The organism is Nostoc sp. C96, assembly GCF_059384975.1.
Genome location: NZ_CM182020.1, coordinates 4,164,971 through 4,178,271 on the forward strand (window position 1 = coordinate 4,164,971; position 13,301 = coordinate 4,178,271).

Below are 13,301 nucleotides of genomic sequence, written 5' to 3' on the forward strand. Positions count from 1 at the left end.
AGAAAATTTATTGTATTTTTGGGCCAATGTAACCAATAATAATTTTGCCAGGCCCTAATTCTTCAGAGAAATGAAGCCGCCAAGCTCCTCCACCTGTCATCCGGACATGAAAACTAAAAACTCGTGTCTTACCATCTGGACACAAAAAAGTGAGTTCATCTTTTAATTGCTGGAGCCTAGAAGCACTTTCTGGTGTAGTTTTGCTTGGTAGTAAGTCTGAATTAAAAGCTCCGTCTGTCCAAATTTTGCAGTAGTTTTCAAGCTCAAACAATTTTTTAACAACCTGTCTAAGCACTGGAGTACCGACATATAGAGTTTGTATTTGCTTACTCACGTTTTCACAAAAAAGCAGGGATGGGAATAATTCTTCTCTACGGTTCCATAAATCTAAGCCATCAACAACTTCTTGACGAAGACGCTCTTGAAAAGCCTGAATCCAATTGCAATGTTCCTCTACATGGTTGCAACAACTAGCGTGTAATACAGTTTCATGAGTAGTAACAACTTCGTCTTCGTCTACTGTGATGACCTCAACCTTTAAACGGCTTAAATTCCACTGTGGATCAGATGGTAAACTTATTGCAAGAGAATTGAAGACAAAAGCGTAATAGAGGCCAATAGCTTTTTGTTGCTCATAAATTACCTCAATTCCTGGATCAGCAATCTCTGGTAAGGGTGGATCATTTTTATCTTGAAGAGTTCTTATAAATCTTCGTTTTTCTGGATCTACATCTGGATCGTTGCGCCATTTAACTAAAGGGTAATCTGGTGCCAGTAGTAAATGATTGAAATCACTTTTAGTACGAAGCTTCCTTTTAAACGCAGCAGGTGGCTTTACTGAAAGTATTGTATTTATAAATTCTTCCATCCAAAGTCGTGCTGTGTTAATATCAGCAGCAGGAGCTTGAAGAGATAGTTCATTAAAAACTATTTCTAAATCCACTCTTTATTCTCCGACAGGCTCTAGTAAAACTTCCAAACTCTTGTCCCATTCATCAAAGAATCCATCTGGCCATTTGTCAATTCTTCCACTGCGATTAATGCACGGTGATACTACTGTTGTGAAGAATTGCCCTTCTTGTTCCTGCCGTTGAAAATAGTTTAATTGAACATCCTCTGGCTTAAGCTTACCTGCATGAACAGCAAGACGAATTCCATTTAAAACATGATCGCTATGAGTTTCTATAATCACTTGAACACCACAACTCGCTGCAAGTGCTAGTAATTCTCCCATTTTGGCTTGTCCTCTGGGATGAAGATGAGCCTCTGGGTTTTCAACTACAATTAGTGTATCAGGCTCAGAAGCAAGTACTGCCACAATGATCGGCAAAGTATAAGAGATACCAAAACCAACATTAGTTGCACGGTGAGCTTTACTCAAACCGTAGGAGTACTGAACGCTTACCAAATCCATATCTGGATTAGATTTTATTTGCAGTCGTGTTCCTGGGCTAACTTCTCCCATCCATGCTTCTACTTGATCTATAAGATTTAAGGAGATAGCTTTAGGATGACTAAGTTTGGGATTGGGAATATTTTTGTCTCTATAAACAGAGATAAAATGCACAGTATACTGTCCTTTAGTTCCCAGTTGTTGATGCTGCCTTACTTGGAAATCAGATATATCGGAATATGTTCTAGGGCCGATACGTTCTGCTTGTAAGTAATGAAACTTATCACTAAAAAGGCTTAATTCATATATATTAGAAGATGTTGCTGGTGACGCAAGAGTGAGAACATCTGCTTCTTTGTTATAGTCAAAAAGCCAAGTGCCTTTTGCTCCATTTCTCCATAAGGCTTCAAAACCAATTGAGTCTTCTTTTGCTGACTCAAATAAAGCATCTTGAGCTGTACCTATGCAAACTAAATCACCATTTAGAGCTAAACCGATAGAGGGTAATAAATCTTGTTGATAAGATTGACGGAGCAGCAAAAGCGACTGAATAACAGAAGATTTACCAGTACTGTTAAGTCCAGCAAGCAAGGTTAGAGTTTTGAAATCAATTGACTGTTGCTCAAAAGGTTTGAAATTTCTCAATTGCAGTAAACCAATCATAATAGTGCTTCTCTAACAATTGTTTCGATTGTCTGAAATCTATAATTAACTTTAACAGCCGCTTGAGATATTGATTTCACAAATTCGTCATCTTGTTCGATATATCTGACAAATTCATTGATAACTCTATCTTTGCGTTGTTTTATTAATTCAGTTTCTTGGTTATTTAATTTACTAAGGGTAACAGACCAAGCCTCAAACAAAGCCTTATTAATAGGTTGCATTTTTTGGTTATTATGAAACATTTTTCTAAAAGCATATTTACCAAATACAGAATAAGCTGTCAGAATAGCAAGTTTAAATTTATCTTCTACCTCATAAAGTTTATCCTGAGTCATATTGTTAATTTTTAACATAGCCTCATTGAGAAAATAGTCTCTACCATGTTTAATTGGATAAGTTTCATAAGGCATTAAATAAAAAGCTATAAAACCAAGAACAAATTCATGATCATCCATACGTTTTTGCCGAGCTTTTGTGATGTTGGTAACTGTTTTAAATTCTTGAGATTTAGCAAGTTTATCTAAAAATTTTGTAGCTTGCCCTGGATTTAAAGCATGACGGAGTTCTTGAGGAGAAAGAGGAACTCCGCCTGTATTAATTCTTCTGAAAATATTATATTTAACTTCAGGAGGAGTTCCTTTATCAATTAAATAAACTGTAATATATGTTTCTTCTATACGACGTTGATAGTTACGAGGTAAGTCATCATATTTTTTACCATTAAGATGTATTAAAAATTCTAAATTTTGTAGAACAAGTGTTTTTTCAATAGCAAATTTTCTTAGTGTACTCAACCTTTGCAGACCATCGATAACTAGCCATTTGTTATCATTAGTAGCATCCATATAAAATGCAGGAAGTGGTATGCGAATTAGAATAGATTCAATCAGTCTACTTTCAGCAGTAGGTGTCCAAATACCATCTTGACGTTGAAATTCAGGAGCCAGATCAATCTCATTGAATTTAATTCTTTTCAACACAAGATCAATAGTCATTGGTCGAGTATCAACTCGAATAAGATTAGGGTCGAAAGGTTCATTAATAAACTCTTCTTCTGGCTCGATATCATCTTGTTCTATTTCATTTTCTTCTTCTAGTATTTCTAAATTGATATGATTTGAATTTGTCATAATGCTTCCTTCTGATTATCTACCTTCAACTTAATCCTTTGTGATAGTAACTCAAGTATAAAGAGAAGATTGTTATAATTGGATGAATCTCTTTTAATCGTACTCTCTTTTTACCTTAAGGTTTGGAACTAACCTCAACTAATCCTCATTGCCATATTCAGTCAATAAGAAAGCAGCTGGTTAATCCCAACTGCTGGAAGAAAAAATCCGACACCTGACTTAGACTACTTCGCTACAACCAAATCAACAGGATGCACTCCCGCCAAATCCAAAATCTTGGGAATCAAATCTTCCCGCTTCACTGCCATAATATGGACACCATGACATAATTGCCTTGCTATTTGTACTTGTTCGGCGGCAATTTTGACACCTTCTTCTAGGGGGTCTTTGGCTTTGGCTAATCTATCAATAATATGTTCTGGTATATTTACACCTGGAACACACCTATTAATAAATTGAGCATTTTTCGCTGATTTCAACAGAAAAATTCCGGCAAGAATTGGTTTTTTATGCACAGAAGCTATCTTATCCATGAACTTTTCTAGTCTTTCAAAATCAGTGATTAATTGACTTTGAAAAAATTGCGCTCCGGCTGCGACTTTGCGTTCAAATCGGCTTTGTAAACCCGACCAACTACCACATTGAGGGTCTACGGCTGCACCGACAAATAAATCTGTTGCGCCATCGGTCAAGGGTTTATCGTTGCAATCAACACCTTGATTCATTTTTTGAATTAGTTGCAGCAGTCGCACTGATTCTAAATCAAATACACTCTTCGCATCGGGGTGGTCGCCTGCTTTTACTGGGTCGCCTGTTAAAGCTAAGATATTCCGAATACCCAAAGCATGAGCGCCCATCAAGTCGGCTTGTAAAGCGATACGGTTGCGATCGCGGCAAGCCATCTGACAAACTGGCTCAATGCCGTTTTGTAATAAAATCGCTGAAGCCACCAGCGACGACATCCGCAACACAGCACGGCTACCATCAGTAATATTGACAGCATGAACTCTCCCCTTAAGAGTCGCCGCCATTTCAATTGTATGAGCCGGATTTCCCCCTTTTGGGGGCGCTACCTCAGCAGTTACTAGAAATTCACCTGCTTGGGCAGCTTTCTGGAATAAACTCACAGTAGGGCTATGGGTGTGATACATACACATTAATAGTCTGGGATTCTTCCAGGGTATAACGAATCACACCTCAAAGCGTCTACAAAGGCAAGGAGTAGCCCAAAGCCAATTTTACTTGTGTGAGAGTTTGATTTGCGATCGCTTGCGCTTTTTCCCTACCATCACGCAATACAGACTCCAGATAACCCTTGTCATTCATTATTGCCTGATATTTTTCTTGGATTGGTTTTAACGCATTAATTGTTGTTTCTGTCAATAACGGCTTGAATTGTCCCCAACCCATATCTTGGCATTCGGCGGCTACTACTTCTTTGCTCTGACCAGACAGCAGCATATACAACGTTAACAAGTTATTACACTCTGGCCGTTCTGGGTCATCAAAAGTTAAACCCCTTACAGGATCAGTTTTGCACCGTTTAATTTTATTGGCAATCTGATCTGGTGGATCTAACACATTAATCCGGCTTAACTCTGATGGGTCAGACTTAGACATTTTGCGTGTCCCATCTGTCAAACTCATCACCCTTGCACCATCTTTACGAATCAACGGGTCTGGTAACTTCAATACTGGTTGATCCTTAGCAAATTGGTGATTGAATCTGTTGACAATATCCCGTGTCAGTTCAATATGTTGCTTTTGGTCTTCACCCACAGGTACTTTATCAGCTTGATAAAGCAAAATATCTGCCGCCATCAGTACAGGGTAGATTAACAAACCTGTACTCACGTTTTCTCCTTGTTTAACAGCCTTTTCCTTAAACTGAATCATATCTTGCAGCCAGTTTAAGGGAGTGATGCAGTTAAGCAGCCAAGCAAGTTCACTGTGTGCGGAAACGTGGGATTGGACAAAGATACTGGAGTGGTTTAAATCAATCCCACAGGCCAGGTAAAGTGCTGCGATGGTGTAAGTATCAGCAGCTAAAGACGCTGGATTATGCGGTACAGTAATCGCGTGTAAATCTACTACACAAAAGAAATTGTCATACTGGTCTTGGATTTCTACCCAGTTGCGAATTGCACCTAAGTAGTTACCCAAATGCAAATTACCAGTTGGTTGAACTCCTGACAGCACACGCTGCTTACCCATAAATTCACTCTAGTTCTTGCTAAATGTTCATGCACGTATTCATCCCTATGATGCCGTGTCACACGGCATTATAGACTTTTTATGAGTAATAAAGTGACAGGATGCGACAACTTCAATCAAATTAAGCAGTAATGGAGTAGCACAACTATATTGCTAGTTCCTGGAAAATTATTGCCAAAATATCAACTGATAGTTTCGCAATCAAGATTTTCAATCCAAAATCCAAAATCCAAAATCCAAAATTGGATGAGTTATCCAAGTCATCATAGGTAATCCTTAATTTTTAATTAAGTAGAAAGTCCAGATCAAGATAACTATTCCCGAAAGATCACCAGGCTGCAACCCTGTTTAATCCTCACTTATCTCAACAAGAAATATTTACATTCCCCTACTTTTTATCTTTAGATACAGTAGGTAATACTTAAATAGTGCTAGATCACTTTCAGTATTTTGATATGCGACAATTATTTCAGTATTTACGTACCTGGGTTATCGTTTGCCTGCTTTGTCTAGTCTTAGGCTGGACATTACCTGCACAAGCAGCTACCGATGTTAATTCCCAACTCGAAAAGCAAGTCTTAGAAATTATCCGTAACAATCCACAATTCGTGATCAATGCCCTACAAGAGTATCAACTGGGCAAGCAAGAGAAATTACAGAAAGTACAACAGGCTTTTTTAGATGATTTAAAAACTAATCCTGAAGATATCATTGGGGATTCACCAACAACTGGCGCGGCTAAATCTAAAACTGTGCTAGTAGAATTCTCAGATTTTCAATGTCCCTACTGTGCTGAGGTACATAAAACTCTGAAGTCAGTAGTAGACAAGCACAAAGATAATCTGACATTGGTTTATAAAAATTTTCCTTTGACTGGAGTCCATGCAGAAGCATTACCAGCAGCGCAAGCGGCTTGGGCGGCGAAACAACAGGGTAAGTTCTGGGAATACCATGATGCTTTGTTTGAAAATCAAAAGCAACTAGGTGAAACTTTGTATGTGGATATTGCTAAAAAATTGAATCTCAATTTAGCGAAATTTGAGAGCGATCGCAAGCTGGCGAAGAAAGCAGTTGAAAAAGACCTCCAACTAGCCAATGACTTAGGTATCTCTGGTACGCCTTTCTTGGTGATCAATACTGGTGATTACACTGGTGCAGTACAAGCATCAGAAATTGAAGGTAGGTTGGCTAAGGCCAGTTAAACTCATTAACTACAGCAGAACCAGGAGTCATATCGTGTCCGGTGAAAGACTTATCATGAAGGCCGCAGGGGTGCAGAGGAGCAGGGGTGCAGGGGAGAGGGTTTTGTCGTTTCTGCACTGATTTACCGAACCATAACTGATTTGCCGGACATGATGTCAGAATCAAAATAGGCTCTTGACTCTGCTGTAAATTAAATGAGAGGTTAGCACTTGATTGCTAACCTCTCATCATTAAATAATCTCTTGCAAAGTTAAATTTTATTCATCAGTCAGTCATCGAGAATTTCATTCTGACTCCTGAATACTTTTTTATTAATCTTCCAATGATTTGGCTTGTACTTCCACCGCAGTCACATCAATTGTGCCTTCTGGAGCAAAGCGCTGGAAGTGACCTTTCTGAACTGATAGCTGTTCTCCACAATGAGGGCATTGTAATTGGCTATTATTTAAACCAGTAAATTCGTAGGCGCAGACTGGACACTTGTCAACCACTAAGTTGCGTTGCAGCCACCAGCGAAACCCAAAGAATGCAACTACAGGTGCTAGTGACAGCAGTGCAAAAAGAATAAATACAGACTTCACTAACCAACCCAAGCCCAATGAACCTAGCAACCAGATAACTGCTAATAAAGTGAGCAAAGGGCGGAGATTTACCAGATTCAATTGAGAATTGTTAAAGCTCATTTTTTAATTACTGTCTTGCTCTCTTTCTAGGATAGCGAGTTTAGAGGCAGTCAATGGTCATTTGTCATTCGTCATTTGTAAATATGTTTTGACTATTGACCTTTAACTAAAGCCAATAGCTGCTGTCTAAAAGCTGCTATACCGAAATGAGCGATCGCTTGTTCTCGCAACCACTCTCCATCACAGCGTTGGTCGTGCTTGTGCAGAATTTCTATGCAGGCTGCGGCAACAGCATCAGCATCGCGGTGTGGAACTCGCCAGCCTAGCTTCCCATCTTGTAAGGGGTCAGCGGAACCGTCCGCATCGCCAGATAAAACTGGGATACCACACACCATTGCTTCTAAATAAACAATCCCAAAACCTTCTTGAGAAGGCATGATGTAAGCATCTGCTAGACGGTAATGGGCGATTAAATCTTCTGTAGGGACAAAACCAGCAAATACAACGCGATCGCTGACACCCAAATCTTTTGCCAACTGGGCTAATCGCGGTTGGTCATCACCACGACCAATCACCAAATATTTGACTTCAGGGAAAACCTGAGCGATTGTAGGTAGCGCCCGAATTGTGACATCAACACCTTTATAAATATCTCCCGACCACAGACGGGCTACTGTCATCAAGACCTTAGCATCTGTTAAGCCATACTTCTCTACTAATTCTGGTAGTTTTGCCCCTGGAGTGAATTTATCTCCATCAATTGCACAAGGCAGCATTTTCACGTTTTTGGGGTCAATTCCATTCGCCGCGCAAGCGCGATCGCGGCTGTAGCGGCTGATTGTCCAAATTTCACTGGCGGCGGCGAGGGCGCGGCGTTCTTGACTTTTCAAAGGTTCCCAAACTTCTTTACCGTAGGTGAGGACTGTGTAGGGAATACCCAACGGCTGACAAAGAGTTTGGATTAATACTGCAAGTTTAATATGACCACAAAAAATATGTTGGGGGCGTTTTTGTAAGAGAAACTTTAACAAAGCCCCGGCCAGAGCAATTCTGCCTATTTGCGGGGATTGATTTTTAAAATAATGAAACTTTAAACTATCAGACTCAAAAGGATTTGAGCAGTCAGAGCTATCCCGCAGTACAAATACATCTGTCTTATATCCAGCATTCAATTCCCCATAAGCCTGAAAAATATCTTTCACATAAGATTGAATTCCACCTTCACAGGCAAAAATTTCTATAAAAACGAAGACATGGTGAGGAGTTTCGTTAACTTTTTTACTAGCTTTCGGGTTTTCTCCCATTACATCAGTCAGCATTTACGTTTTTATTTAGATAAGTTTCACTCTTTCACAGCCTGAGTAATCTCTATGCTGCTGCCAAATCTTAGCAAAAGCGTCACCTCAATCGTATGCTGACTTTACTCAACTGAAGTATTTTTTTTATACACAAATTGTTACTTACAGCGGATTTCCAGTTACTAAAAGCCAAACATCAAGGCTGTTTTACTTCTGGATTCTGACTCCTGGCTCCGTTCGGCTGACGCTCACAGCGCAGCCTGAATTCTGCTGTATTGATAAATTCCCTTGTCTTTTAGCATTAGGATATTTATTGGTGACTGTACTCGATAATTAACAGACAATTTCTTTCATCTGGACTACGTTCATAAACTACCCGATCAGTTAAACGCCTCAATAGAAACCATCCATAACCTCCTTCTTGGGGAGTACCAGGTTTTGGCTCGGCGATCGCATCAGGATTAAAAGGTTGACCATGATCCCAAATTCTAATTTCCATTCGGTCAACCCATAGGCTAACTTCAATATCTATAGTTGTTTCCGGCGGTAAAGCCTCATGAGCGTGGCGAACTGCGTTGGTAAAGCCCTCTGCTAATGCTAAATTGAGTCGATAGAGTTGGTTGTCTGACCAACCACGTTGAAATAAATATTGCAGACAAAATTGTTCAAACCATTGTTGAACTTTATTTAAGAGCGGAAGCTCGCTCCTGACAGTCAGATGGTCTCGCTCCACCATTCTCAGCATTGACCGTGACTTGATTATTCAATAAAAATGTTTTTACAAGTTGAATTATAGAGACTTTGAATTTTGGTATAGCTGTGATGTTAGGGGACAGAGTTAAATCGCCTCAACACTTTGGCTATTGTTTAGAACCAAAACTAAAAATCTCAGATGCTACCTGGATTACTAAAATTGACGCTTGTTGACTGTTTCATTAGCATATTTTGGGGAGTATGAGTGGTTTTAACTACCACCCATACCCTTTTACATGCTACTGAAACTTACAAGCGTCAAAGCACTTTTCGGTAACTAATCTAATTTAGAAAAGTCCCAAGGTCAAGGATTTGTCTAAAGGTAAAGCAGCACCGATACCCAACCACAAAGTTACGAGAGTTCCAAACAGAAATACTGTAGTTGCAACTGGACGACGGAAGGGGTTTTGGAACTTATTCACGTTCTCAATGAAGGGAACGAGAATTAGCCCCAAGGGTACGGAAGCCATTGCTAAAACTCCCAACAATTTGTTAGGAAGCGATCGCAAAATTTGGAATACAGGGTACAAGTACCACTCTGGCAGAATTTCCAGTGGTGTAGCAAAAGGATCTGCTGGTTCACCTGTCATTGCTGGATCTAGCACAGCTAGAGCCACAATACAAGCAAAAGATCCCATGATCACAACTGGGAATATATAAAGTAGGTCATTAGGCCAAGCGGGTTCACCATAATAGTTGTGACCCATACCCTTGGCAAGTTTAGCTCTTAACGTAGGATCGCTCAGATCGGGTTTTTTCTGCGTTGCCATGTTTAAATGCGCTCTCCTGCTGAATTTCAGTTAAAGCATTGATGTTAGCCGTTTGCTATCTGAGACAAGGTAGTAGCTTTTGCTTCTCAGTAAAAGTGTCTGTGATTTCTTGCTGATATACCATATCTAATTGTCCATCAGTTTAAAACAAACAACTTTCTCTGGAAATAGCTATTGCCTGTTCACATTTTGGCTGAACAAACAATGAGATTACAAAGGCCCAGAAATACCTTGCTTGCGAATCATCAAGAAGTGGAACAGCATGAAGACTGCAATTAACCAAGGCAAAACAAAAGTGTGGGCGCTGTAGTAACGAGTTAAGGTTCCTTGACCAACACTAGAACCACCGCGCAACAAGTCAGAAATCAATGTCCCAACTACAGGAATTGCTTCTGGTACACCACTAACGATTTTCACAGCCCAGTAGCCTACCTGATCCCAAGGTAAAGAGTAGCCTGTTACACCAAAGGAAACGGTGATCACAGCCATGATTACACCACTTACCCAGGTCAATTCGCGGGGCTTTTTAAAACCACCAGTCAAGTAAACTCGGAAGACGTGCAGAATCATCATCAACACCATCATGCTGGCAGACCAGCGGTGGATAGAGCGAATCAGCCAACCGAAGTTTACTTCGTTCATGATGTACTGTACAGAAGCATAAGCTTCTGCAACTGTTGGTCTGTAGTAGAACGTCATGGCAAATCCAGTAGCAAACTGGATGAGAAAGCAAACCAGAGTAATTCCACCCAGACAGTAAAAAATGTTGACATGGGGAGGTACGTACTTGCTTGTTACGTCTTCAGCAAGCGCCTGAATTTCCAAGCGTTCCTCAAACCAGTCGTAAACGTTGGCCATACAATCTCAAGTTCCTAAAAATCGGTTGCGGTTGATCAATCTCCCAATTGGCAATTTTGGGATTTTCACAAAAAGGTTGTTTGTTTGGTTTTTTGCTGTTCAGAGTGATTAGCGTTTTCAGCAACTTAACACTCTGTAAATATGAAATATATGGCGTTCTCTTTGCAACCAAACACTTAAGATGCCAGTTCCAAAGTAGATCTTATCGTTTGTAGAGTGCCTTGTGTACTCACAGATTGCTTAACAATTTGATGAGAGCAATGCACTACTTCTATAAAAAAAGTAACATAGTCGAGAGATAGATTTCATCAACAACAAGAGAACTGGGCAGTTCGATACAATTTGGGTTCAGGTGGAATTGAAAATGGGGTTCATGCAAAAGTACGTTTTTCGGGTAAGTTTGTCGTTATTTTTGGCGTTTTGTTTAGCGATTGGTGGAGTTATTCCCACCGCCACAGCTTTGACAAATGAGCAAAAGCTCGTTTCAGAAGTTTGGCGCATTGTCAATCGCTCTTATCTAGATGAAACATTTAATCATCAAAACTGGGCAGCAGTTAGACAAAAAGCTCTAGAGAAGCCGCTGACTAGCACAGAAGCAGCTTACACGGCGATTCAGTCCATGCTCAAGAGCCTAGATGATCCTTTTACCCGCTTTTTAGATCCAGAACAGTACCGCAGCTTGCAGGTCAATACTTCTGGAGAATTAACTGGAGTTGGTTTGCAAATTGCCCTCAATCCTCATACAGGTCAACTAGAAGTAGTTTCGCCGATTGAAGGTTCACCAGCAGATAAAGCAGGCATTAAACCGCGCGATCGCATTCTCAAAATTGAAGGATTTTCTACAGAAAACTTGACTTTGGATGAGGCAGCTGCCAGAATGCGTGGCCCCATTGGCAGTTTAGTAACACTGTTGATTGAACGCGAAGGAGAGGCATCCAGAGAAGTTAGTATCATGCGCGATCGCATTGAACTCAACCCAGTTATCTCCCAATTGCGGACTTCTCCTCAAGGTACATCCATTGGTTATCTTCGCCTGACTCAATTTAATGCCAACGCTTCTACGGAGTTAGCACACGCTATTAATAGTCTAGAGAAAAAAGGTGCTGCTGCCTATATTTTAGATTTACGCAACAACCCAGGGGGACTTTTACAAGCTGGGATTGAAATTGCGCGGCTATGGCTAGATTCTGGCACCATTGTCTACACAGTTAATCGCCAAGGCATTCAAGGCAGTTTTGAAGCCTTTGGCCCGTCACTGACAAAAGATCCGTTAGTCATTTTGGTCAATCAAGGAACTGCTAGTGCTAGTGAAATTCTCGCTGGCGCACTACAAGACAATGGCCGAGCTAAATTAGTAGGCGAAACTACTTTTGGTAAAGGCTTAATTCAATCTTTATTTGAATTATCCGATGGTGCTGGTTTGGCAGTTACCATAGCCAAATATGAAACTCCGCAACATCGAGATATTAACAAATTAGGAATTAAGCCAGATCAAGTAGTTACCCAACAGCCTATTACCCGCGAAGAAATTGCCACAACAGCAGATTTGCAATATCAAGCCGCCGTCGAAATATTAGCGAAAAATGCAGTAGCTGTAGGTGCAAAAGGCTAGACACTAAGAGTAGGAAGTCTCAATTTCCAACTTCCTACTCAAAACTTACAAAATAGGTTGTAACTGCAACAAAGTTGGAAAATCTAACACAGCCAGCCGCTTGTATGCTTGGTCAATAACCCGCTGACCTCTGAGAAACCCTGTATTCGCACCGGGACAAATATACTCAAGGGTAGCTGGAGTCAAGCGGTCTAGTAAAGATTGCACATTTTTAATTTGCCTAGACCAATGAAAAGTTTTAGCCGTGCGTAACGGTACTGGTTCACCGTACTGATTGGGAACTAAATGGCGACCAGAAAATAAAACACCGCCTAATTCGCTGTAATAAAGGCAAGACGAGCCAGGAGAATGGCCTGGTGTCCAAATTATTTGGACTGTAGAAGTGAGAGTAATTTCTTGAGAAAAGTTATTAACGGTTAAGCCGGGTAATAAATAGGCTTCTTGTTCTTGAATTAAAATCTCACAACCCAAAGTTTGCTGAAATTCTGGTGTTTTGCCAATAGCACCACGGTGAGTGATAAACAACCACCTTACACCCCCATGCGATCGCAAAAAATCCAGATTCATTTGATCTAAAGCAGGGCAATCGATGAGGATATTCCCTTCATTTCTTACAATGAAATAGGAGGTTCCTCCCAATGTGTCCCGATTTGGTGGAAAAGCAAAAATGCTATCTAGCACAGGACGTGGGGACTTAGCTGTATGACTGGGCTGTTGGGGTAAGGAACACATGAGAAAAACTCAATAACAATGAGGAGTGGTAAAAATTAGTAACAGAGTT

Annotated in this window: 13 protein-coding genes; 2 read left to right on the forward strand and 11 right to left on the reverse strand. The window is 40.3% G+C overall.

The annotated features are described in order from the left end of the window. Window positions 1–7: 7 nt before the first annotated feature. The 5 genes from AC504W_RS17835 to trpS form a co-directional block, all read right to left on the reverse strand. Window positions 8–943: a hypothetical protein gene (locus AC504W_RS17835; protein WP_494873592.1), complete on the reverse strand. Its 936-nt coding sequence runs from the start codon at window positions 941–943 to the stop codon at window positions 8–10. A 3-nt stretch (window positions 944–946) separates the two neighbouring features. Further along, a complete protein-coding gene (locus AC504W_RS17840) occupies window positions 947–2,056 on the reverse strand; it encodes an AAA family ATPase (protein WP_494873593.1) in 1,110 nt (369 codons plus the stop codon). Continuing rightward, window positions 2,053–3,189, reverse strand: a complete 1,137-nt coding sequence (locus AC504W_RS17845) for a GmrSD restriction endonuclease domain-containing protein (protein WP_494873594.1) — start codon at window positions 3,187–3,189, stop codon at window positions 2,053–2,055. The genes AC504W_RS17840 and AC504W_RS17845 overlap by 4 nt, the downstream gene beginning before the upstream one ends. Window positions 3,190–3,413: 224 nt before the next feature. After that, a complete protein-coding gene (locus AC504W_RS17850; protein WP_494873595.1) occupies window positions 3,414–4,340 on the reverse strand; it encodes a methylenetetrahydrofolate reductase in 927 nt (308 codons plus the stop codon). Window positions 4,341–4,395: 55 nt separating this feature from the next. Further along, window positions 4,396–5,403, reverse strand: coding sequence for a tryptophan--tRNA ligase (gene trpS / locus AC504W_RS17855; RefSeq protein WP_494873596.1), 1,008 nt, complete (start codon window positions 5,401–5,403; stop codon window positions 4,396–4,398). Between the two features lie 455 nt (window positions 5,404–5,858). Here trpS and AC504W_RS17860 point away from each other — a divergent pair, with 455 nt between their 5' ends. Then, entirely contained in the window at window positions 5,859–6,605 is a 747-nt protein-coding gene (locus AC504W_RS17860) for a DsbA family protein (RefSeq protein ID WP_494873598.1), read from the forward strand. Window positions 6,606–6,917: 312 nt separating this feature from the next. On the opposite strand, the gene AC504W_RS17865 is transcribed toward AC504W_RS17860, so the two are convergent. From AC504W_RS17865 to petB, 5 genes are all read right to left on the reverse strand, one after another. Continuing rightward, the gene (locus AC504W_RS17865) at window positions 6,918–7,289 is read right to left on the reverse strand and encodes a hypothetical protein (protein WP_494873600.1); all 372 of its coding nucleotides are present in this window, start codon (window positions 7,287–7,289) and stop codon (window positions 6,918–6,920) included. Between the two features lie 92 nt (window positions 7,290–7,381). Continuing rightward, a complete protein-coding gene (locus tag AC504W_RS17870) occupies window positions 7,382–8,548 on the reverse strand; it encodes a glycosyltransferase (protein WP_494873601.1) in 1,167 nt (388 codons plus the stop codon). A 289-nt stretch (window positions 8,549–8,837) separates the two neighbouring features. Next, the gene (locus tag AC504W_RS17875; protein WP_096578561.1) at window positions 8,838–9,272 is read right to left on the reverse strand and encodes an ATP-binding protein; all 435 of its coding nucleotides are present in this window, start codon (window positions 9,270–9,272) and stop codon (window positions 8,838–8,840) included. Between the two features lie 295 nt (window positions 9,273–9,567). Further along, window positions 9,568–10,050: a cytochrome b6-f complex subunit IV gene (petD, locus tag AC504W_RS17880; protein WP_015115194.1), complete on the reverse strand. Its 483-nt coding sequence runs from the start codon at window positions 10,048–10,050 to the stop codon at window positions 9,568–9,570. 210 nt (window positions 10,051–10,260) lie between these two features. Beyond that, complete coding sequence (gene petB, locus AC504W_RS17885) at window positions 10,261–10,908, reverse strand: cytochrome b6 (RefSeq protein ID WP_096578563.1); 648 nt, start codon at window positions 10,906–10,908, stop codon at window positions 10,261–10,263. Window positions 10,909–11,272: 364 nt separating this feature from the next. Here petB and ctpA point away from each other — a divergent pair, with 364 nt between their 5' ends. Further along, complete coding sequence (gene ctpA, locus AC504W_RS17890; protein ID WP_494873602.1) at window positions 11,273–12,520, forward strand: carboxyl-terminal processing protease CtpA; 1,248 nt, start codon at window positions 11,273–11,275, stop codon at window positions 12,518–12,520. 45 nt (window positions 12,521–12,565) lie between these two features. Here ctpA and AC504W_RS17895 read toward each other — a convergent pair whose 3' ends face one another. Further along, window positions 12,566–13,252, reverse strand: a complete 687-nt coding sequence (locus AC504W_RS17895; RefSeq protein ID WP_494873603.1) for an MBL fold metallo-hydrolase — start codon at window positions 13,250–13,252, stop codon at window positions 12,566–12,568. Between the last annotated feature and the right edge of the window lie 49 nt (window positions 13,253–13,301).